This window comes from Phytoactinopolyspora alkaliphila, assembly GCF_010550695.1.
Classification (GTDB): Bacteria; Actinomycetota; Actinomycetes; order Jiangellales; family Jiangellaceae; genus Phytoactinopolyspora; species Phytoactinopolyspora alkaliphila.
In genome coordinates this window covers 200,640-222,520 of the sequence record NZ_JAAGOB010000007.1, presented here as the reverse complement: position 1 = coordinate 222,520, position 21,881 = coordinate 200,640, and the positions used below count along the sequence as shown (strand labels likewise).

At 68.8% G+C, this 21,881-nt stretch carries 20 protein-coding genes; 11 read left to right on the top strand and 9 right to left on the bottom strand.

What is annotated here, in order from left to right:
- Window positions 1-77 precede the first annotated feature (77 nt).
- Window positions 78-1,097 (bottom strand): LacI family DNA-binding transcriptional regulator, encoded by a 1,020-nt coding sequence (locus G1H11_RS14860; RefSeq protein ID WP_174257659.1) that lies wholly within the window; start codon window positions 1,095-1,097, stop codon window positions 78-80.
- Window positions 1,098-1,286: 189 nt separating this feature from the next.
- Between G1H11_RS14860 and G1H11_RS14855 the strand changes: the two genes are divergently transcribed.
- Together G1H11_RS14855 and G1H11_RS14850 are read left to right on the top strand one after the other, a co-directional pair.
- Window positions 1,287-2,072, top strand: a complete 786-nt coding sequence (locus G1H11_RS14855) for a ThuA domain-containing protein (RefSeq protein WP_163819365.1) — start codon at window positions 1,287-1,289, stop codon at window positions 2,070-2,072.
- Window positions 2,073-2,108: 36 nt separating this feature from the next.
- Window positions 2,109-3,200 carry a Gfo/Idh/MocA family protein gene (locus tag G1H11_RS14850; protein WP_216843767.1) on the top strand — a complete coding sequence of 364 codons (1,092 nt, stop codon included), beginning with the start codon at window positions 2,109-2,111 and terminating at the stop codon, window positions 3,198-3,200.
- Window positions 3,201-3,256: 56 nt separating this feature from the next.
- Here G1H11_RS14850 and G1H11_RS14845 read toward each other — a convergent pair whose 3' ends face one another.
- Entirely contained in the window at window positions 3,257-6,259 is a 3,003-nt protein-coding gene (locus G1H11_RS14845; protein ID WP_163819447.1) for a glycine--tRNA ligase, read from the bottom strand.
- Between the two features lie 193 nt (window positions 6,260-6,452).
- Here G1H11_RS14845 and yaaA point away from each other — a divergent pair, with 193 nt between their 5' ends.
- On the top strand, window positions 6,453-7,247 hold the full coding sequence (gene yaaA, locus G1H11_RS14840; RefSeq protein ID WP_163819363.1) for a peroxide stress protein YaaA: 795 nt from the start codon (window positions 6,453-6,455) through the stop codon (window positions 7,245-7,247).
- A gap of 134 nt (window positions 7,248-7,381) precedes the next feature.
- The gene (locus tag G1H11_RS14835) at window positions 7,382-8,089 is read left to right on the top strand and encodes a hypothetical protein (protein ID WP_163819362.1); all 708 of its coding nucleotides are present in this window, start codon (window positions 7,382-7,384) and stop codon (window positions 8,087-8,089) included.
- Between the two features lie 51 nt (window positions 8,090-8,140).
- Here G1H11_RS14835 and G1H11_RS14830 read toward each other — a convergent pair whose 3' ends face one another.
- A complete protein-coding gene (locus G1H11_RS14830) occupies window positions 8,141-10,438 on the bottom strand; it encodes a heavy metal translocating P-type ATPase (protein WP_163819361.1) in 2,298 nt (765 codons plus the stop codon).
- A 24-nt stretch (window positions 10,439-10,462) separates the two neighbouring features.
- On the bottom strand, window positions 10,463-11,539 hold the full coding sequence (locus G1H11_RS14825) for a hypothetical protein (RefSeq protein ID WP_163819360.1): 1,077 nt from the start codon (window positions 11,537-11,539) through the stop codon (window positions 10,463-10,465).
- A 298-nt stretch (window positions 11,540-11,837) separates the two neighbouring features.
- Here G1H11_RS14825 and G1H11_RS14820 point away from each other — a divergent pair, with 298 nt between their 5' ends.
- Window positions 11,838-12,083 (top strand): hypothetical protein, encoded by a 246-nt coding sequence (locus tag G1H11_RS14820; RefSeq protein ID WP_163819359.1) that lies wholly within the window; start codon window positions 11,838-11,840, stop codon window positions 12,081-12,083.
- A gap of 39 nt (window positions 12,084-12,122) precedes the next feature.
- Here G1H11_RS14820 and G1H11_RS14815 read toward each other — a convergent pair whose 3' ends face one another.
- Entirely contained in the window at window positions 12,123-12,959 is an 837-nt protein-coding gene (locus G1H11_RS14815; protein ID WP_163819358.1) for an acyl-CoA thioester hydrolase/BAAT C-terminal domain-containing protein, read from the bottom strand.
- Window positions 12,960-13,093: 134 nt separating this feature from the next.
- On the opposite strand from G1H11_RS14815, the gene G1H11_RS27090 reads away from it, so the two are divergent.
- Window positions 13,094-13,600, top strand: a complete 507-nt coding sequence (locus G1H11_RS27090; protein WP_163819357.1) for a tetratricopeptide repeat protein — start codon at window positions 13,094-13,096, stop codon at window positions 13,598-13,600.
- A 244-nt stretch (window positions 13,601-13,844) separates the two neighbouring features.
- A complete protein-coding gene (locus tag G1H11_RS14805) occupies window positions 13,845-14,960 on the top strand; it encodes an ABC transporter ATP-binding protein (RefSeq protein ID WP_163819356.1) in 1,116 nt (371 codons plus the stop codon).
- 70 nt (window positions 14,961-15,030) lie between these two features.
- On the opposite strand, the gene G1H11_RS14800 is transcribed toward G1H11_RS14805, so the two are convergent.
- Window positions 15,031-15,819: an ArsR/SmtB family transcription factor gene (locus tag G1H11_RS14800; protein ID WP_163819355.1), complete on the bottom strand. Its 789-nt coding sequence runs from the start codon at window positions 15,817-15,819 to the stop codon at window positions 15,031-15,033.
- A 149-nt stretch (window positions 15,820-15,968) separates the two neighbouring features.
- Here G1H11_RS14800 and G1H11_RS14795 point away from each other — a divergent pair, with 149 nt between their 5' ends.
- Entirely contained in the window at window positions 15,969-16,682 is a 714-nt protein-coding gene (locus tag G1H11_RS14795) for a VOC family protein (RefSeq protein WP_163819354.1), read from the top strand.
- A gap of 40 nt (window positions 16,683-16,722) precedes the next feature.
- Here G1H11_RS14795 and G1H11_RS14790 read toward each other — a convergent pair whose 3' ends face one another.
- The 3 genes from G1H11_RS14790 to G1H11_RS14780 form a co-directional block, all read right to left on the bottom strand.
- On the bottom strand, window positions 16,723-17,199 hold the full coding sequence (locus G1H11_RS14790) for a VOC family protein (protein ID WP_163819353.1): 477 nt from the start codon (window positions 17,197-17,199) through the stop codon (window positions 16,723-16,725).
- 268 nt (window positions 17,200-17,467) lie between these two features.
- Window positions 17,468-18,262, bottom strand: a complete 795-nt coding sequence (locus tag G1H11_RS14785) for a 2-phosphosulfolactate phosphatase (protein ID WP_163819352.1) — start codon at window positions 18,260-18,262, stop codon at window positions 17,468-17,470.
- 24 nt (window positions 18,263-18,286) lie between these two features.
- The gene (locus G1H11_RS14780; RefSeq protein ID WP_163819351.1) at window positions 18,287-19,387 is read right to left on the bottom strand and encodes a winged helix DNA-binding domain-containing protein; all 1,101 of its coding nucleotides are present in this window, start codon (window positions 19,385-19,387) and stop codon (window positions 18,287-18,289) included.
- A gap of 610 nt (window positions 19,388-19,997) precedes the next feature.
- Between G1H11_RS14780 and G1H11_RS14775 the strand changes: the two genes are divergently transcribed.
- The 3 genes from G1H11_RS14775 to G1H11_RS14765 are packed head-to-tail and all read left to right on the top strand — an operon-like array spanning window position 19,998 to window position 21,869.
- Window positions 19,998-20,879: a hypothetical protein gene (locus tag G1H11_RS14775; RefSeq protein WP_163819350.1), complete on the top strand. Its 882-nt coding sequence runs from the start codon at window positions 19,998-20,000 to the stop codon at window positions 20,877-20,879.
- Window positions 20,872-21,291 (top strand): phage holin family protein, encoded by a 420-nt coding sequence (locus G1H11_RS14770; RefSeq protein WP_163819349.1) that lies wholly within the window; start codon window positions 20,872-20,874, stop codon window positions 21,289-21,291. Before G1H11_RS14775 ends, G1H11_RS14770 begins: the two co-directional genes overlap by 8 nt.
- Complete coding sequence (locus G1H11_RS14765; protein ID WP_163819348.1) at window positions 21,288-21,869, top strand: DUF3618 domain-containing protein; 582 nt, start codon at window positions 21,288-21,290, stop codon at window positions 21,867-21,869. Before G1H11_RS14770 ends, G1H11_RS14765 begins: the two co-directional genes overlap by 4 nt.
- Window positions 21,870-21,881 lie beyond the last annotated feature (12 nt).

Below are 21,881 nucleotides of genomic sequence, written 5' to 3'. Positions count from 1 at the left end.
CCCGACGACACCACGCTTCCACACGACGTCAAGCAACGGCCGTAAGCTTCCACGAAGCGACTGGCTCATCACGACCGTCAGCCGCGTACGCGCGCGGGCGCGGTCGACTCCCCCTGGTGCAGCTCGCACGGCAGCAAGCGGGTGCTGGGCGCCTCGCCTCCGTCAAGCTGGCTCAGCAGCAGCTGCACCGCGAGTCGCCCCAGGTGGATTCCGGGCGAGCGCATGATCGTCAGTACCGGGTCGGCCATGGCGCCCATGTCCGACGACGTGCTGACCGACAGCAGCGAGACGTCTTCCGGCACCCGAACGCCCGAGCGAGCCAGACCCGACACCACCCCGAAGGCGGCATGCTCGTTCATGATCACCACCGCGGTGGTCCGTGGCCGTGCCTGAAGCAGCTCGCCGGCGGCCTTCCTTCCTCCCGCGGCGTTCTGCGCGCATTCCAAGATGATCGGCTCCAGGCCGCGGCGCTCGCAGCTGCCGCGGAACGCCGCCTCCGCACGGACCTTCGCCCCGTACGCCCGGAACTCCTCCGAGGGAGGGCGCTCAGAGACGAACGCGATCTCCCGATGCCCGAGACTCTGGAGGTGGTCGAGGGCCGTGTCCACCGTCGCGTCGAAGTCGATGTCGACGTACGGCAGTCCGGCCGGGTCCGCCGTACGCCCGATCATCGCGTACGGGGTGCCGGTCGAGATCAAGGCGTCCACACGGGCGTCGTCGAGCAGCACCTCCATCAGCACGATGCCGTCCACGAGTCCTTGCCGAATCAGTTCGGTGAGCTCGACACCGTCGTTGTCCACCGGCCACAGCACCAGGTGGTACTCGCGCTCGCTCGCGGCGCTGGCCGCACTGGTGACGAAGCTCATGGCGGTGCTTCCCAGCCGATGCTGGAGGGCCGGATAGGCCATCGCCAGGATGCGGGTGCGACGGCTGGCCAGGGCACGGGCGACGACGTTGCGCCGGAAGCCGAGTTCGGCCATCGCCGCCTCGATACGTTCACGGGTGGCCGGCGAGACCGGCTTGGTGTTGTTGACGACGAAGGACACCGTGGCGATCGACACGCCCGCGCGTTCGGCGACCTCGCGCATCGTTGCCATGTCTCCACCTACGTCCAGCTCGGCCACGCGGCTCGTGGCGGCCCCCAGTCTAGAGCCCGGTTAAGCGGTTTGCCATGGCCGCTTGACACACCGGTGCGGCCGGGCAAAGAATCTCTACAACCGGGGTTAAGCGCTTTGCCCCTACCGGGAGCCGAGCCCACACTCCCTACGCCACAAGGAACGGACTCCATGAGCACCACGTCGAAGCCCGACACCATCCGCGTCGTCGTCTGGGGCGAGAACCGTCACGAGCAGCTCGAGCCCGAGGTCGCCGAGATCTACCCGAACGGCATGCACACCACCATCAAGGAAGGAATCGAGGAGAACCTCGGGGACCGCGCCGTGGTCACCACGGTCACCCTCGACGATCCCGAGCACGGGCTGACCGAGGATGTGCTCGCCGGCACCGACGTTCTCCTCTGGTGGGGTCACGCCGCCCATGAGGAGGTCGCCGACGAGGTGGTGGACCGTGTGCACCAGCACGTGCTGTCCGGCATGGGGCTGATCGTGCTGCACTCCGGGCACTGGTCGAAGATCTTCCGCAAGCTCATGGGCACCAGCTGCACCCTGCGGTGGCGTAACGAGAACGACCGTGAGCTGGTCTGGACGGTGGACCCCACCCACCCCATCGCGCAGGGTGTGTCGCATCCGATCATCGTGGACGCGCAGGAGATGTACGGCGAGCAGTTCGACATCCCCGCGCCCGACGAGCTGATCTTCATCAGCTCGTTCTCCGGAGGCGAGGTGTTCCGCAGCGGCTGCACCTTCCGCCGGGGGCACGGCCGGATCTTCTACTTCTCCCCCGGCGACCAGGAGTACCCCGTCTACCACCACAAGGACATCCGCAAGGTGATCGCCAACGGCGTCGAGTGGGCCCGCTCGGACCGGCCGGAACGCTCCGCGCCGACTCTTCTGCGCTACGAGACGGGCGAGTTCTTCGCCGGCCGCGGCTACGAAGGCGCCCTGAAGCGCTGAGCGGCGACGACGATGAACCCATCTGAACCTGTCCGGATGATCCAGGTCGGGGCTGGAGCCATGGGTCTCGCATGGCTGCGCACCATCGCGGAGTCGCCCGACGCTGAAGTGGTGGGCCTGGTCGACCTCGACATCGACGTGGCCCGCCGATCGGCCGAAACGGCCGGGCTGCCCGATCTGCCGACCGCGACCTCACTCGCCGCCCTGGCTGACACGGTGGCGGCCGACGCCGTCGTCAACGTCACCATCCCGGAGGCTCACCATCCGGTGAACCTGGAGGCGATGTCCGCCGGTTTTCCGGTGCTGTGTGAGAAGCCGATCGCCCCAACGGTCGCCGGCGCGCTGTCGATGGTGGCCGCCTCGGAGGCGACGGGCCGGCTGCTGATGATCAGCCAGTCTCGCCGCTACTTCGCCGGCTTCGCCGAATTGCGCCGGCTGGTGGAGAGCTTGGGTGTCGTGGGGACCGTGACTTGCGAGTTCTTCAAAGCTCCACATTTCGGCGGGTTCCGGGAGCGGATGGCGCACCCCTTGCTGGTGGACATGGCGATCCACCATTTCGACGCTGCTCGTCACCTCGTCGGCCAGGAACCCGTCGCGGTCTACTGCCAGGCGTACAACCCGCCGTGGAGCTGGTACGACGGTGATGCTGCGGCCACGGCGGTCTTCGAGTTCAGTGGTGGTGCGCAGTTCGTCTACACCGGAAGCTGGTGCAGTCCCGGCTACGAGACCTCGTGGAACGGGCGATGGCGAATCAGCGCGCAGACTGGGAGCGCGCTCTGGGACGGCGACGGCTCCCCCACCGTCGACATGCCCGGCCGCACGGGCACCGCCGGCGAGGCACGCCGGGCCCCGGCAGTGCCCGAGCAGATCTCCGGCGCCCTCGCCGAGTTCGTTCACGCCCTGCGCACCGGTACGACGCCGTCCGGGGAGGCACACGGCAATGTGCTGAGCCTCGCGATGGTCGAGTCGGCCGTCCAGTCCGCGCTGACCGGAACGCGGACCGTGATCGAGGACGTCCTCGCCGATGCACACGCGCAGGCCACCGACGCGGAACAGCACGATGCCGTCCGCGCCGTATTGAAGAGCTGGCGGGATGTGCGCGAGACGGTGGGGCTCCCCGCGCGCTGAACCGCCGCATCGTCGCCGTGCCGCGCCCGCCGCCCGGAGACGAGGCGGGCTACCGGCTACTGCCCGAGCGCGGTGTCCAGAGCCGACCAGTCGATCGAGGACGGGCTGCGCGCGAGGATCGTGGCCAGGAGCCCGAGCCGGGACGCCCGGACGTCGGGGTCCTCGGCCATGACCAGGATCTCGTCGAAGAACACGTTCACCGGGTCGACGATGGCCCCGCCGGCGTCGGCGAACGCACCCACCGATCCGTCGGACCAGTCACCGAGCGCCTGCACAGACTCGGCCAGCCGTGCCTCGGCCGGCTCCTTGAGCCGCGCGGGATCGAATCCGGCCGCGGTTCCAGCGGGCACGATCCGGGCGATGCGCTGCAGGGCGGTGACCAGCTCGCGGAACTTGGAGTCCTCGGAACGCTGACGCAGCACGGCGAGCTCACCTGCCGCCGTACCCGGCGCCGACGCACCCGGCAGAACCGCATCGACGAACCCCACGGGCACGCCTTCGTCCCGCAGCTGCTGGGCGAAGCGCGCCACCACGAACTCGCGGGCGGAGTCCACGGCATCGTCTGCGACGCTCACGCCCTGCGCCCGGAGACGCTCGGCGGCCGAACGCAGGCCGCTGTCCACGGTCACGGCGGACAACTCGGGCTTGGCCCGCAGGATGCGCACCACGCCGAGGGCGGCGCGGCGCAGACCGAACGGGTCAGAGCTCCCGGTCGGCTTGGCGCCGAGCGAGAACATCGCCATCAGCAGATCGAACCGGTCGGCAAGGGCGAGCAGCGCGCCCGGCACCGTGTCCGGCAACGAGTCGCTGGTGTGCCGGGGAAGTTCCATGTCGAACAGCGCCTGCGCCACGTCCGGGCTCTCCCCCGCCCGGGAGGCGTACTCGCGCGCCATGACGCCGGCCAGGCTGGACAGCTCCACCACCATCTGCGACGCGAGGTCGAACTTCGCCAGCGCCGCGGCGCGGGCCAGGGTAGCCGCGCCGCTCTCGTCCAGCGCGACGTCGACGGCCAGGTCGGACGCCACCGCGGCGATCCGGTCCGCCCGATCGGCCATCGAGCCGATCCGCTCTTCGAAGGTCAGCTGGGTCAGCTTGGCCCGGAAGTCTTCCGGCGTCACGCCGAGGTCGGCCCGCCAGAAGAAGGCGGCGTCCTCGTAGCGAGCGCGGAGTACGGCTTCGTTGCCCGCCCGGACCACGGCCTCGTCGCAGGCCCCGTTGGCCACGGCGACGAAGTTCGGCAGCAGTGCGCCGTCGGAGGTCCGCACCGGCAGGTAGCGCTGGTGCTTGCGCATCACCGTGGTGAGGATCTGCTCCGGCAGCTCCAGATAGCGCGAGTCGAAGCTGCCGAGCAAAGCGTTCGGCTGCTCGACCAGGTTGGTGATCTCGTCGATCAACGCGGCTTCACCGTCGATGTCCACCTGGCCGCCCACCCTGCCGGCCAGCGCCTGGGCGGCGTCGACGATCTCCTGCCGGCGACGGGCGGCGTCGACGACGATGCCGTGCGCGGCCAGGAACTCCGGGTAGCCGCCGGCGGAGGCCACCTGCACCACGGGCTCGTCGGCGGTCCGATGCACGCGCGTGGTGCGTCCGCTGGTCAGTGACGAGACCCGGACATGCACCTGGCTGTCGCCGAGCAGCGCGGTGAGCCAGCGGATGGGGCGGGTGAACGACAGCGACGGGTCGCACCACCGCATGTTCTTCTCCGAGCGCAGCCCGGTGACCACGTCGGCGAGCAGCCCGGACAGCAGCTCCGGCGCGGTGCGGCCGAGGTCGGTGACTGTGACCGCGACGTGCTCATTGCCGCCGAAGTCGGCCACGCCGAGGTCCTCCACCTCGACGCCCTGGCCGCGGGCGAACCCGAGCAACGCCTTCGTGGGCTGCCCGGCGTCGTCGTAGGCGGCGCTGACCCGCGGCCCCTTGACCGTGCGCTGGGCGTCGGGTTCGCGAGCCTCGACGTCGCCGACGGTGACCACCACTCGACGCGGCGTGCCGAAGACCTCGATGCGCCCATGCCCCAGGCGCGTGGCGGCGAGCTTCTCCGTCACGGCAGCACGGACCGCCTCGACCGTCTGGGAGACCTCGTGCGGCGGCATCTCCTCGGTCCCGATTTCGAACAGCAGCGACGACGTCCCATCGGCCGGGACGGTGGACACGTCCGGCATCTCGGGCAGCAACGGTTCCGCCGGGCCGTTCGCGGCGCCCGTGCCGAGCGGATGCCCCAGCTCCTCGCGACGGGCGATCCACAACGCCGACACCTCGCGTGCCAGGCCGCGCATCCGGGCGAAGGCCTGCGCCCGCTCCGTGGTGCTGATGGCGCCGCGGGCGTCGAGCACGTTGAAGACGTGAGAGCACTTGAGCACGTATGTGTACGCCGGCACCGGCAGCCGCTGGGCGAGCATCCGCTCGGCCTCGGCCGCGTAGGTCTCGAACAGCGCCCGGTTGGCATCGACGTCGGCGTCGTCCAGGTAATAGCGGGACATCTCGTACTCGGACTGTCCGAAGACCTCACCGTAAGAGACACCAGGGGCGTAGGCGATGTCCTTGAAGTGGGTGACGCCCTGCAGGGCCATCAGGATGCGTTCGATGCCGTAGGTGATCTCCACCGAGACCGGATCCAGGCTGACGCCTCCGGCCTGCTGGAAGTAGGTGAACTGGGTGATCTCCATTCCGTCGAGCCAGACCTCCCAGCCCAGGCCCCACGCCCCGAGAGCCGGCGAGGCCCAGTTGTCCTCGACGAAACGGATGTCGTGGGCGTGGATGTCGATGCCCAGCGCTTCGAGGCTGGCGAGGTAGATCTCCTGCGGGTTGCCCGGGTCCGGCTTCAGGATGACCTGGAACTGGGTGTGTGTCTGCAGCCGGTTCGGGTTCTCCCCGTACCGGGCGTCGTCGGGGCGCACGCTGGGCTCGACGTAAGCGACGCGCCACGGCTCCGGCCCCAGCACCCGGAGAATGGTCGCCGGGTTCATGGTCCCGGCACCGACCTCCGTGTTGAACGGCTGGGCGATCATGCAGCCCCGGTCGGTCCAGTACTTCGTCAGCGCGATCAGCGCGTCCTGCATCGTCACCACGGGCCACTAGCCTATGGCCGAAGACCCCCTGAGCACGAATCGTTTGCTGCGAGTCGTCACTCTCCCCCAAACCCGGTGGGGCGAGATTGTGGCGCGTCTTCAACGGCGTCCCGGTGCCGGGCGTGCCACGCGCCACCTCGGGAGCGTGCCACGCAGGCCCGGACGTGCCACGTAGGGTGCTGGTGTGCTGATCCTGTTGCCGCCATCTGAAGGCAAGGCCGTTTCCGAATCAGGCCGGCTCGTGGACGTCGAGTCGCTCTCGTTCCCGGAGCTCACGTCCGCTCGGCGGAAGGTCCTGACCGCGCTGATGCGCCTGTGCACGCGTAGCCCGCGGCGAGCCGTCGAGACCCTCGGGCTCGGCCCCAAGCAGGCCGACGACGTCCGCCGCAACGCCGCGCTCATGGAGACGCCCGCGGCTCCCGCCCGTGACGTGTACGCCGGCGTGCTCTTCGACGCCCTCGGCCTGGGTTCGCTGAACGACGACGCCTCCCGCCGCGCCGACGAGCGACTCGTCGTCATGAGCGGTCTCTGGGGCGCCCTGCGGCCCGCCGACCGGATTCCCGCCTACCGTCTGGGCGGCGGCGTCACTCTCCCGTCCGTCGGCACGCTCGCTGGCCACTGGCGTCCCAAGCTCGCCGGCGTGCTTGCGCCGGCGGCCGGCGACGGCGTCGTCATCGATCTGCGCTCGACCACTTACGAGGCGTTCTGGCGGCCGGACCCGTCGCTGACCGGGCGCAGCGTCCGGATTCGCGTGCTGCACGAGCGGGACGGCAAGCGCAGCGTCGTCAGTCACCACAGCAAGGCGACGAAGGGACGCGTGGTGCGCGCCTTGCTCGAGTCCCCGGCGGTGCCCCGGAGACCGGTAGACGTCGCCGATCTTCTGGCGGAACTGGGCTGGAAGGCCGAACTCACCGAGCCGGAACGCCCGGCGCGGCCCTGGCTGCTCGATATCGTCGTCACCCACGTCGAGACCCGCTGACAACCACCGTGGGCCGGACGCTTGACTACGTTGGCTATTGCTCATAGCTTTATAGCTATCGTCGATTCGCTCAGAACCGCCGAGCCAGCGTCGTCTCGGGCACCGGCCGCGCCCCACTCGCCTCAGGAGCACACATGTCCACGCACACCACGCCCCCCTCCCAGCGACGGCTCGGCGCAGGTGCCCTCGCCCTGGCAGGTGTCCTGTTCTTCCTCTACAACGCCGTGCGCCCATGGCGTGACGAGACCACTGTCGCGGGAGCCGAGGAGGCACTCAGCTCGGCCTGGTGGATCGTCTCGCACCTGTGCGCGATGCTCGGTTTCGTGCTCGTGACCCTGGGCTTCCTGGCAGTTCGCAGCGCAGTACAGGGCACACCCGGCCAGAACGCTGGGCGCAAGGCGGTGGTCGCGGGCATCATCGGGACGGGCCTGACACTCCCCTACTACGGCGCCGAGACGTTCGGCCTGCATGCGGTCGCCGCGGCGCACCGCGACGGCGCCTCGTTCGACCTCCTCGACGTGACCGACGCCGTGCGGTTCGACCCCACCGCGGCCACCATGTTCGTCACCGGCCTGGTGGTGCTCGCCGTCGCGGCCGTACATGCAGCGCTCGCGGTGCGCCGTTCAGGTGTGCTGGCACGGCACAGCGGCTCGCTCGTGGCCCTCGGCTTCGTCCTGTTCATTCCCCAGTTCTTCGGGCCCGCACCGGTCCGGATCGCACACGGCGTCCTTCTGACCGTCGGTTCGGCCTGGCTCGCCTGGGCATTGTGGCGGGCCGAGCCGAACACCGCCGTACCGCGTCAGACCTCCGAGGCCGCAGGTCCGCCCGCGTTCACCGGATAGGCTATTCCGAGCCGAAGAGAGACCCGGACGGACCCGCACGCCACCACGCCCTTAGTCGATGGCCGAGGCGAACCGCTGCAACCGTAGGCTGTTCATCACGACGCTCACGCTCGAGAAGGCCATCGCCGCCCCGGCCAGCATCGGATTCAGCAGGCCCGCCGCGGCGATCGGGATGGCGAGCGTGTTGTAGCCGAACGCCCACATCAGGTTGGTCTTGATGGTGCCGAGGGTCTTGCGGGACAGCCGGATAGCGTCGGCGGCCGCGCGCAGGTCGCCCCGCACCAGGGTCAGATCGCTCGCCTCGATGGCGACGTCGGTCCCCGTGCCCATCGCCAGGCCCAGGTCGGACTGCGCGAGCGCGGCGGCATCGTTGATGCCGTCGCCGACCATCGCCACCACCTTGCCGTCGTCCTGCAGCCGTCGCACAACGTCGACCTTGTCCTTCGGCAGCACCTCGGCGAACACCTCGTCGATGCCGACCTCGGCCGCGACTGTGCGGGCCACGGTCTCGTTGTCGCCGGTGAGCAGGATGGGGGTCAGTCCGAGGCGGCGCAGCTGAGCGATCGCCTCCTTACTGGTGGGCTTCACCGCGTCGGCGACCACGAGAATCCCCCGCGCCTCGCCGTCCCAGCCGACCGCGACGGCGGTCTTACCTTCGCCCTCGGCCACCGCCTTGGCCTGTTTAAGCGACGGGCTCAGATGCTGGGACCAGTCCGCGAGCAGGCTCTCCCGGCCGGCGACCACGGCGTGCCCATCCACGATGCCCTGGACGCCACGGCCCTCGACGTTCTCGAACGACTCCACCGTGGCGAGCTCGCCGACGCGCTGCTGCGCGCCCTTGGCGATCGCCTGCGCGATGGGATGCTCGGACGCGTTCTCCAGCGCACCGGCCAGCCGCAGGGCCTCGTCCTCCGTGGTTCCCTCGTCGACGACGACGTCGACCAGAGTCATCTGCCCAGTGGTGACGGTGCCGGTCTTGTCCAGCACCACGGTGTCGACGCGGCGGGTGGACTCCAGCACCTCGGGGCCCTTGATCAGCACGCCCATCTGAGCGCCGCGTCCGGTGCCCACCATCAGGGCTACCGGCGTGGCCAGCCCCAGCGCGCACGGGCACGCGATGATCAATACCGCCACGGCGGCCGTGAACGCCGCAGCCGGCGGGTCACCGGTGCCGAGCCAGAATCCCAGCGTGGCGATCGCGATCCCGATGGCGATGGGCACGAAGACCGCGGAGATCCTGTCAGCCAGCCGCTGGACCGCAGCCTTGCCGGTCTGCGCCTCTTCGACGAGCTTGGCCATCTGGGCGAGCTGGGTGTCTGCGCCGACGCGCGTGGCCCGCACCACGAGCCGCCCGCCCGCGTTGACCGTGGCACCGACAACGCGATCGTCGACGCCTACCTCCACCGGCACCGACTCACCGGTGAGCATGCTTTCGTCCACCGCCGACGAGCCGTCGACGACGACGCCGTCCGTGGCGATCTTCTCCCCAGGCCGGACAACGAACTCGTCGCCCACCGCGAGCTCAGCCGCCGGGACACGCACCTCGCGCCCCTCGCGGAGCAGAGTGACCTCCTTGGCCCCGAGCTCCATCAGCGCTCGCAGAGCCGCGCCCGCGCGCCGCTTCGAGCGAGCTTCGAAGTATCGCCCCAGGAGGATGAACGTGATCACCCCCGCAGCGACTTCGAGATAGATCTGCGACGAGCCGTCCACCCGGGCGATGGTCAGCTCGAACGGGTGAGACATCCCCGGCTCGCCCGCCGTGCCGAAGAACAGCGCGTACACCGACCACAGGAACGCCGCGCTGGTACCCATGGAGATGAGAGTGTCCATCGTGGCGGCACCATGCCTGAGGTTGGCCCACGCTGCCTTGTGAAATGGCCGGCCCGCCCACACCACCACCGGCGCGGCGAGGGTGAAGGACAGCCACTGCCAGTACTCGAACTGCCAGGCCGGGACCATGGCCAGGGCGATCACGGGTACCGAGAGGACCACGCTGACGATCAGCCGGTTCTTGAGTGCCGCCAGCTCCCGGCCGTGCTGGTCCTCGGCGGCGGGCTCTCCCGCGTCCGGCCGAGAGTCGTCCGGCTCGGGAGGAAGCTCCGCCTGATAGCCGGTCTGCTCCACCACCGCGACCAAGTCCTGCGGGGTGATGTCGCCGGTGTACTCGACCCTTGCCTTCTCGGTGGCGAAGTTCACCGATGCGGTCACCCCGTCCACCCGGTTGAGCTTCTTCTCGATCCGAGCCGCGCACGACGCGCAGGTCATTCCGCCGATGACGAGCTCTACTCGGGACGTGGCGACGGCGGCACTCGTGGCGCCGTCGGCGTCGCTCGCTGTCTCAGTAGTCATCAGAAAGTCTCCGTCCTTGCCATGTTAGCCATCGGCGTGGCCATGACCGTCTTCTTCGTCGTGCACCGGCTCGTCGTCGCTCGGCTCGTCGCCTGCCGCCTCGCTGCCGCTCCCGCCGGCTGTCAGCGTGAAGTCGGCCGTGCGGACCTGTCCGTCCACCTGAAAGTCGAGGAAGAGGCGATACGTGCCCGAGGTCGGCGCCTCGACGTAGAAGGTGACGTCCGGGCCGGGCTCGGTGATCCCGTCACCAGGCTCGCCCTCCGGATGGACGTGCAGGTAGGCAAGATCGCCCTCGCGCAACGCGACCAGGTGGCCATAAGCACCCAGATAGGGCTCCAGATCAGTGACCGGCTCACCGTCGCGCTCGATGGTCGCCGTCACCTCAGAGGTCTGGCCCGCCGCGATGTCCCCGCCGAGCGTGACCGTGTAGCCGTCCACGTCGGCGACCGCGCTCTCAGCCGGCACCTCGACGTCGTAGCCTCCGGGAACGTCGACGGTACGCGCCAGGGTCAGCCCGGCGCCGAGGTCCGTCGGTGTGCAATCCGCGAACACCTTGTACGTTCCCGGCGTCGCCCACTCCCAGTCGATCGACCACACACCCTCCGCGTCCAGCTCCGGATGCACGTGCCGGTACACGGCCGTGTCGGTGCGCACGACGATCAGGTGCAGGTCCTTCTCGTGGGCTTCGGTGAACTCGGTCACCGGTTCGCCGTCCGGCCCCAGGATGCGGAAGCGAAACTGGCCCGCGTCGCCCGCTCGCTCCGGAGCCTCGATCGCGGACAGGGTGTAACCGTGCTCGGACACCTGCAGGCCCGGGGGCGCTTCGGCGGGAGCCGGGGCGGAGCCGTGGTCGCCGTGCCCATCTTCCTGGTCGCCGTGCCCATCTCCCGGGTCGGCATGACCATCCTCCTGGACGTCACTGCTTCCGCCGGCGTCGCTACCGGCGGCCGAGACGTCGTCTGCGTCGGCGGCGTGCCCGGTCGGTTCGTGAGCCGGCGGACGCTCGATCGGACTGCCGGTCAGATTGCCGAGACCGGCGGCGCCGGCGAAGGCCACGGCCAGTACGCCTGTATAGGCAGCAAGCTTGCTCGATGTCTTCATCGAAGAGCCATCCAGTTTTCGCATCGATTGGTCATCAGACTCACTTCACGCCGGTAACGTATACCCGGCATAGGTATCTCGCCTCCACACCATACCCCGAGGGGGTAATCATGGCAACGCGCCGAGTGCGCCCTCGCCGGAGCGGTCTCACATGGCGCAACCGATTGTCGGCGGAGAACCTGCCACATCATCCCGAGGAATGGCTACTCTCCACGCGAACGGCAGGTACAAGTGCTCAGCGTCGATCGTGCACAACCGGTGAATCCTCACCGCCAGGCACTGCGTCTACTCCGACGGCGTGCGTATTCCCAACTCCGCACTCACCGTCCGAGTGAAGAGCCTCAACCGCTCGAGCGGCGGCGGCGTCGTACAGGTCTCGACCTCCAAGGTCCGCGCCAACCATGGGCCGCTTGTTCAGCTCGTTGACGGCAAGCGCTCTCAGGTCGGTCTCACGTCCAGCGGCGACAGCCGCTGCACTTACGGCAACTACTCCAGTACCCCGGCCAGCCTCGACTGGATCAGGGACGTCATGGCCCGATTCTAGTGCCCTGCACCAGCCACTGCCGGACGAACGTGCCGACACTCAGCTGAGTGGCAGCACCTTCGTCAGCTCCCACCAAGCGAGCCTGCCCAGCGCGGCGTCAGCCTCGGGGTTTCCTCCCCGCAGCATCCGCGTCCCGCCGGTCGGCGTGGGCTCTCCTGGTAGGACCGCCCTGTGCCCGGCCTCCGGATGGGTGACGAGCGTCGTATGCAGACCGTGGCGTTCTCGGCGGTCAGCGATCGCGCGAGCGAACGCGGCGCTGTCCCACACCTGGTCGTCCTCGCCGGCCACCAGGACCACATCGCCGGCGATGCGTTCCACCGGGATCGTCGCCGCCGGCACGTGGCCCGCGGAGGTGGCGAGGCTCTGGTGGTACACGCCACGGAAGGCCGGCGGATCGCCGAGGATGCTCCGGGCGTCGTCGTCCGGTGGCACGAAGGGAAGCGGTTCACCGTCGCGCGTCCACGACGAGCGGGCCGGACGCAATTTCCCGTCCCTACCCGGACCCGAGTTGAACCACACGACGTGCGACGGCGCGAAGGCCACCACGGCATCGACACGTGCATCCACGGCGGCGAGCAGCAGCGCCGCCTCGGCGCCTTTGGACGTGCCGATCAACACCAGCCTCGAACACAACTCGCCGAGCCGGTCCAGCGCTGCGCCGAACGTCTCCAGCGGCACTTCGCAGATGCCGGGCGGCTGCCCTTCACCTCCGAACCATTGGATCGACATGGCTGTGACACCTGCGCTGGCCAGCAACCGCACCCGGTCCACCTCGACCCGACCGCTCGAACCGGCGAGCACCAGGGCCCCGGTACCATTCCCGCCGCCGTCAGGCCGGACGAGCAGGCCTGCCGGATTCTCCAGCGTCGTCTCCACATCGCCAGGCTAGAGGCACTGGCCGGGGTCTGGACGGCGAATCGACATTGTCCGGGTGATAGCCCGGACAATGTCGGTAGTCAACGCTTCGTGCAGCTCGGCGGAGCTGGGCGGTCCTCGCCTAATCTGAGCCTGTGTACCAGATAGACGATCACACGCTGCGTGAGGTGCTCGACGACCGCTCGGCTGCCGAGCATCGGGTTCGGGTCCTCACACAAGCCCCGCACACGGACGACCTCCGGGCGGTCGGAGAACGCGTCAGCCTCCTGCGTATTCTCGGCCGGCTCGAGGAAGCCGAGGAGCTCGGCCGTCGGGCGGTCGAACTGACGACCGAGGATGGCCGTCCGCGGCTGGCGGCGTCGCTCCGCCTTGCGCACGTGCTGCAGTGGCTGGAGCGTTTCCATGAAGCAGACGAGTTGTTCACCCGCGCCCTGACCGAAGCCGCCGCTCTGCGCGACGACGCCCTCCTGGCCTTCGCCCATCAGCACTATGGGAAGTCGCTGTTCGACCAGAAACGTTTCGCCGAGGCGGAGCACCATTTCGGTGCGGCGTTGGAGCTGAGAGAACGTGTCGGTGCGCCGGCGGACCAGGCACGGTCCTCCCGTCAGGCGCTGACGGCAGCGCGGCGCGCACTCCAGTAGACGGTCGGGCTGCGCGCCGGCCTGACCGTCGATGCGCTCCCGCGGGCCCAGGTGCCGCAGCGACGGCCCGCACCCTCGCCGTCCTCAGCTGGGCGCACCCCTCGTTGCCAGGTCACCGCAGTTCGGTGTCGCCGGAGCCTACGATCCCGGGCCTGGTCCACACGCCCCGGCGTGGACGTCTCCTGTGTTGACCTCCAGCCAGATAGATGAAACTATTATTTCATCTTTTGGCCGGGAGGTGGAGATGACAGCGACGACGCCCGCCGCCCGGCAGGGTGCCACGGGGCACATCCAGCGGTCGGCCACGCCAGACGACCAGCCGTCCGCCTCGCTGGACAGACCGCAGAGCATCGCCGCTCCGCTGATGGAGATCAGGGATCTCGTCGTGAGCATCGGCGAGCACCAGGTCGTCGCGATCAGGGAGCTCGACATCCCTGCGGGCCGCCGGGTCGCCCTCATCGGTGAGTCCGGCGCCGGCAAGACCGTCGCCGCACTGAGCCTGCTGGACCTGCAGCCGCGCGTCGCACGGGTCACCGGATCGGTCCGGCTGGAGGGCCTCGAGCTCATTGGCATGCCTGACCGGCAGCTCAACCGGATCCGTGGGTCCGAGGTCGGTGTCGTCCTGCAGGACCCGGCCAGCGCCCTCAACCCCGTCATGAAGGTGGGGCGGCAGATCGACGAAGCTCTGCGGATGCACCACCGCACGTCACGCCGCGAGCGCCGGGAACGGGTCCTTGAGCTGATGGAACAGGTGCAGCTGCCCGATCCTGAGCGGCTCCGGCGGCGCTTTCCGCATCAGCTCTCCGGCGGGCAGCGCCAGCGGGTCATGATCGCCATCGCCATCGCGTGCCGGCCCAGGCTCCTCATCGCCGACGAGCCCAGCTCGGCACTTGACGTGAACGTGCAGGCGGAGATCCTCGACCTGCTGGTGCGCCTCAGCGACGAGCAGGGCATGTCGCTGCTGCTCATCAGCCACAATCTCGGCGTCGTCCGATCCATGTGTGACGACGTCGCCGTCCTGTACGGCGGACAGCTCATGGAGCGGGGGCCGAGCCGCGTCGTCGTCGACCAGCCACGACATCGCTACACCCAGGCCCTCATCAAGGCCAACCCCGATCAGCTGGCTGATTCACCAGTCGAGCGGACGCTGACGCACCCGCTGTGGCCGATACCCGGTGAGACACCGTCGGTCGGGCAGTTTCCGAGCGGTTGCCACTTTCGGGACCGTTGCACCCATGCGCTGGACCCCTGCGCCGACGAGCTACCCATCACGAGGACAGTTGAGACGAGGACGTTCTCGTGCTGGAACCCCGCGCCGGCAGCTGAACCGGAGGCGAACGTGGAGGAGACAGCGGGGTAACGGCTAGGCTCCACACTGCTGTGGGCCTCATCAACGGCGACGAGGTCCACAGCCTCTTGCCCAGAGACGCTCAGGCGCTGGCCGGCAGCGGTGATCCGGTCTCCAGGAGGGTCTTCAGGCCGGACAGCAGCTCCGGCCAGCCACCGCTGACCATCTCCAGCATCACGCTGCCTGGCTCGAAGCCGTCGTGCACGACGGTCAGCTTGACCGCCTGCCCCATCGGCTCGATGTCGAACGTCACCTTCGATCGAGCCTCATCGCCGAGCTTCTCGCGCAATTCCTCGCTCATCCCCTGCGCCTTGGCGAACTCGGGCGTCACGGTGTGCCAGGTGTAGGAGAGCCGGCGGGGCGGTTCCGACTCCAGGATCACCTGAGCCGAATCTTGCATCGTCACGTCGTCCATGACCCAAGCCATCGTGGATCCCACCTGCCAGTCGGTCTCGAAATGCAGACCCCAGTAGCGGCGGGTGAACGCGGGATCGGTCAGCGCCTGCCACAGCTTCTCCGGCGTGGTGTCGATGTAGGTGGTGTAGACGAATTCGGGTTTGCTCATCGGTTCCTCCAGGGCTCTCTTCAGGTCGGCGAGGGCATGGATGCGGTCACGGTGGTATCGATTGATCCAACGCTCGGAGATGGCATTGATCGGCTCGGGGTTGAGGAAATGCAGCTTCTCCCTCCCCCGCCACACGGTGGTGACGAGGTTGGCCTCTTCCAGCACCGCCAGGTGCTTACTGACCGACTGCCGGGCCATCTCCATCTCGGAACACAGCTCCCGCAGGCTCTGCCCGTCGTGTGAGTTCAGGCTGTCCAGAAGCCGACGACGGGTCGCATCGGCCAACGCCTTGAACACTGCATCCATTGCCTCACCTCGTATATGCAGCCGTCTAGCTGCCCGTTCAATATAGGCAGCCATATGGCTGCATGTCAAGGTCGAACGGGGACGGTGGGTGGCCCTGTGAAGATGGGGCGTAGGCCTTCGCAGGCTTCCGGCAGTGCCATCATGGTGCGATGAGCGAACGAGCTGACGGCCCGGAGCGCGAGCTGAGCCGCCACGAAGCCTCCGCCGCCGTCCTTGACCTGGGGTGGCGCTATGTCCTCGGCACCCTGCGCACCACGGTCCCGGTCGCCTCGATCGCCCATGCCGCCGACGTCGCGGCACTGGCCATCGACGTGGCGCGGTCACATGCCGACGAGCATCTGCGGATCGACCTACGCCGTGATCGCGTCGTGTTCACCTTGCAATCGCTGTCGGCGGCGACGGTCACCGCACGCGACACCGACCTGGCGGAGCGCATCTCGTCGGCGGTGACCGACCTCGAACTCCGGACCACGCCTGACGTCGGAGACGAGTCGCTGCGGTCGGTCCAGATCATCGAGATCGCCATCGACGCCATGGACATCCCCACCGTCCGGCCGTTCTGGAAGGCGATTCTCGGCTACGACGACGAGCCGGGCCGCACCGGACCGGCCGATCCACTGGTCGACCCTCTCGGACAGAGCCCGGCCATCTGGTTTCAGCAGATGGACGAGTCCCGGCCGCAGCGCAACCGCATCCACCTCGACATCTCCGTCCCGCATGACGAGGCCCAGCACCGGATCGCAGCAGCGCTCTCAGCAGGCGGCACATTGCGCTCTGACGCCAACGCCCCGGCCTTCTGGGTCCTGGCCGATGCCGAAGGCAACGAGGCGTGCATCACCACGTGGCAGGGCCGCGACGGCTGACCGGCCGATCGGCAATCGACCCTCCACCGCCGCAGGTGCTTCAGATGGAGAGCCGCGGCGTGCTGTAGAAGGTCATCTGGCCCGCGGCGCTGAGCTCGACCCCAGCGAACGCGGGCCCGTCATCTCCCAGCGGCGACAGGAAGCGGATCACGGTGCCGTCGGGGTCGGGGATGTCGAGCTGGGTTCCGTCCGGTCCACGGTCGAGCAGTTCACCGTGCTCGATGCCGACGTCGTCACAATGAGCGGCAAGCTCGTCGAGCGCCTCCACGGACGAGAGCCCCATTGTGAACAGGTCGAATCCAGGGAATCGCGGACTCCCCGAGACCGCGTCGCGCCGCCGAAGGCCGATGAGGAAGCCAGCTTCGCGGTCGACCAGGACCGCACCGGTAGGCTCGCCCTCTTCGATGAACTCGCGCATCAGGTCTAGCCCGAGCAGCGATCGATACCAGGTGACACTGCGCTGCAAGTCCGAGACTGGGACCTTCACCTGCTGGATTCGCACGAGTCCCGCTCCCATGAACGCTCCGTTCACTGCGTGTAGGCCGGACGATCGACCTCGCTATATTCGCACGGATTGTCGCATATGCGAAGGCTGAAAACGCCTCAACGTTAACTTTTGGTGACTCAGCGTTCCGACAACGAGCATGTGTAGAGTGCCGCGGCGTTCACCATCTCCGGCCCCGACGCGTGAGCGGTCGGCATTCACACGGCGCCACACACAAGTACCTCGCGCCACGCCTGCACGGGTCCGACACCACCCACACGAACGGCCCGCCCCCTGAGGATTAGACCGACTGGCCTGCGTGGCGCGCCGCATCGACGAACCGCCCGTCCACCAGAACGGGAACGGACTCGCTGGTGTCCACCTCAGCCGCCACCGCGACGTCTCCGGAGAACCCCGCTTCACACAGCTCGCGACCACTGCTACACGTCATCAATGCGTCTGCCAGGTGGGGACGTACGGCACCGAACGCCGCCGCAGCCGCTTCCGCCTCCGGGCTGAAGTCCGTGACACCCCGCTCGCGCAGCACCGTAATGACACTGCCCGCGCCCCATAGGTCCTCCACGGCGGGTCGCAGAGAACCGTCGGGCCACCGCTCCCCCGCTGCGATCACGGCTACGGCGGATCCCGGCGAATCGCGGAACCGCGCTGACAACCAGTCAGCCACGGCGCTGTGATTACGCAGACACGCTCCTAGAACCCTCGCGCCGGCCTCGGCCAGTTCAACACTGATCGTTGATCCGTTCGGTGACGGCAGCACGATGCGCCGCAACCCACTCGCCGCCCGAACGGCCTGCGGGGACAGGCTGACCTCTGCGGCATTCTCCGAATCCCTGGCCTCCAGGCGACCAACAGCCAGCGTCGCGCCGTGCTTCCGCGCATGGTCGAGCGCCGAGGCGTTCCTCCACCGATAGGGATACACATCTATGCCCGCATCCGTGGCCACGCTCAGCGTCGTAGTGAAGCTCAGAACATCGACGACGACGGTGTACGTCGCGTTTACGGACACAGCCGACGCGCCGGCGAGCCCCCACTCCAGCCGAACCTGGGCCCGGTCCTGGCTATGCGGCCTTCCCACATCGCGGAGCCTCCCACACGCAGGTCAGGCAGTGAAATCGACGTCTGCCAGAGGGACGCCTCGGTAAGCCGCCAGCCGTTCGGCCTCCTCGGCGATCGCGCCACGCAGGCGTGCTGAGTCCTTCGTCCACATGCCGATCTGGACCTTCAGTTTCTTCCCGACCTTGCGCGGCCGCCACGTGCCGGCGATCTCTCCGTCGACGAGCACCCCACCCGGCCGGCCGAGCACGGGCCACAGCACCTTCGCTCGTGCGGCATCACTCACCAGCAGGGCCCGGTCCCGTCCCTGAAGGTAGAGGTCGTAGGGTCCCAGAAGTTGTGTCGTCCGGGCCGGGCCGGCCGTCAGCGCATCCATGTCCGCCGAGAGTGCCGAGCGCGTCTCGCCGTCGACCGTGACGTCCACGGCGTCGGCCGGCCAGTGCGCCTTGACCTCCTTGATCGGCGAGTCGAGATACTCGGCCAGTTGCTTGGGCGTCGCTGGGCCAAGCAAGCGTAGGTAGGTACGGACGACGTCGTACTGCTCGGGCGTGCGAGCGGCCGGCTCGAAACCGGGTATCGGTTCCAGCACCGGGGGCGACGTCCCAGCCTGCAGTTCCAGCCCCGCCCGCAGCGCTGCCAGCCGGAACGGCAGCTCGTACAGGTGCGTGGCGTCACAAGAACGGCAGAACCGGAGATACGGCGGATCCATCATGCGGCTGACCCGCGTGGACACCTCGCCCTTGACCAACGGCTCGGTCACCACCGAGCGCATGGCCGACGCCACCACGTCCAATGCCGCGAGCGCGTCGATGCCCGCTTCCCGCAGCGGCTTCGCCGCATCGAAGATCCGCTTCCCGGCGTCAGCCTCGGACCACGGCCAGACAGCCTTCGCGACGGCGGGCAGGTCGGCACGGCGGTACAGGTGTGGCGCGCCGCGAATCGTCCACACCCCGGCGAGCTCGTCGCCGGGCAGTGCCGCCACGTCGACACCTCGGATGGCCAGCGCCCACAGCCCGCCGTCCGGTCTCGTGTCCTGCACACCCGCATCGAACACGGCGGTCTCGGACAACGGCCCATTGCGGCGGTCCAGCTGCTGAGCACGCACGCGGAAACCCAGCACATCCTCCCGAGCAATGGTCACACCCATCGGTTGATCATAGATGGGCCCGGGGATCGTCAGCCGTAGTGGTCGTGGCCAGCGAGTGGACACGTCGCAACCAACACCGTCGCGGCGCCGTGCAGCACGTTTCGCCTGGGCGGGCCGGGGTACGAGACGTTTGATGGCATGCGCGCCGGCGTACGGCCAACGGCAGGCGCACCAGGGCGCATGCCCGTATCCCAAGGAGAGTTCCGCCATGTCTCACGAACCAGGCCACGAGGGAAACCAGCCGGATCAGCCCGAACCTCACCCGAAGCCGGGGCCGACGCCCACGCCGACGACCGACCCACCGGAGACCCCGACCCCAGGCCCTCCTGCGGATCCGAAACCGGACGATCCGGCGACCCCGACCCCTGGTCCCCCGCCACCCACGCGATAACTACTAGAACGCCTGGCTCCCGGCTGTGCGCGCCGAGTGGTCCGGCTGACTTCGCCCCTCTGCTACAGCCCTGCCACGGCGGCCTGTGACCGCCCATACCTTGCCTGCCCAGTGGTTTCGGGCGAACCGATCCGGGTACCCGGTCGGGCTATCGGCAACGAGCCGAACCGCGTGCGGTCCGGAAAACACCGGCCGCGACAGCAGAGGGGAGCTGCAGCCATGTCTGATCAACCAGGGCGCGAAGCCCGTGGTACGCCCGTGGATCCGGGTATGTCGTCGTCCGGCACGCCGAGAGACGCCGGTGCACCACCGTCCGGCACGCCAAGAGACCCCGGTGCGTCGTCGACTGAGTCGTCTACCAGGGATATCGCGAAAGGCGAAGCTGAACGAGTGGGCGGCACCGCCGCCGAGTCCGGCCGGCACGTCGCCGGGGTGGCGAAGGAGGAAGCCGGCCACGTAGTGGACGAGGCGCGACACCAGCTTCGGGACTTGGCCGGCCAGGCGCAGCAAGAATTCGCCGACCAAGCCCACCAGCAGAAGGACCGGACGGTGAACAACCTGCGCACGCTGTCCGACGAGCTGCGCACCATGGCGGAGAGTTCGGACCAGTCCGGCACCGCGGCACGGCTTGTCAGTGAGGCGTCGCGCCGGACCGGTGACGCGGCGCAGTGGCTGGAGCACCGTCAGCCGGGGGACCTTATTGACGAGGTCAAGTCGTTCGCCCGCCGGCGTCCTGGCACGTTCCTCCTCCTGGCCGCCGGCGCCGGAGTACTAGCCGGCCGCCTGACCCGGGGAACCGCGGAGGAGCGTAAGGCAACGCAGGGTGAGGCAGGCGGGAGGTCCGGGCAACAGGGTCCATCCGATGGTGCGGGCATGCCGGGTACCGGCCAGGCGCCCCTCGGTGCTTCGCGGCCCGACCAGCCCATGCCTGAGCGGCCCACGACGCCCACACCCGGAAACCCGGCCGACCCGCTGCTGGGAGGCCCGACTACCGCCACCACGGACCAGCCGGTGAAGCCGACGCCGGGTCCTCGGGACATCGGCGGCCAGCACAGGGCGGCCCCGAGTGGCCACTCCCAGGCGGTGGATCGCGATGGCTGACACGCCGCCCGACACCTCTGGCTCCGCACGACCCGACGCGTCGCTCGGTGAGCTGCTGGCTGACGTGAGCAAAGATCTGTCGACTCTGATGCGGCAGGAAGTGGAGCTGGCGAAGGCCGAGATGCAGCAGTCTGCCAGCCGCGCCGGGCGGGGAGCCGGTATGTTCAGCGGCGCCGCTCTCGGAGGCTGGATGGCGTTGCTGTTCCTCTCCGTCGCACTGTGGTGGGGCCTGGGCGACCTCGCCGGGCACGCCTGGGCCGCCGTCATCGTCGCCGCAATCTGGGCTGTGATCGCGGGGGTGCTGGCCGCGCTCGGCAGGACCGAAATGCGCAAGATCAAGGGCACGCCCAAGACGGCGGAAACTGTGAAGCAGATTCCCGATGCCTTGAAGGGACAGGAGGAACGACGATGACAAACGACCCCGATCAGATCCGCGCGGACATTGAGCGGACGCGAACCGACCTGAGCGAGAACGTGGACGCCGTACGTGACCGGGTCAGCCCCGGCTCCGTAGTGAAACGGCAACGCAGCCGAGTCCAGGGCGCGATGTCCAGCGCGCGCGAACGTGTCATGGGCGCCATGCCCGACGTGGGTTCCGGGGGCGGCTCCCCTGTGGACTCGGTGAAGGACACCATGACCGACGCGCCCACCAAGGTCCGGGAGCGCACGGAGGGCAACCCCCTTGCGGCTGGGCTCGTCGCCTTCGGCGTCGGCTGGCTGGCGTCGGCGATCATCCCGGCGTCCAAGCAAGAACGCCAGGCGGCCGGCACGGTCAAGGAGTACGCCCAGGACATGGCCAACCAGGCCACAGATGTGGCGAAGGAAATGGCCGAGGACATGCGTGAACCGGCCCAGCAAGCCATGGAGTCGGTGAAGTCCACCGCCGCCGAGGGCGCCCAGACGGTGCGTGAGGAAGGCACATCAGCTGCCCAGGACATCAAGGACACCGGGCAGGAGTCCGTGCAGAACGTGCGGCGTGACCAGGGCTGACACGTACCAACA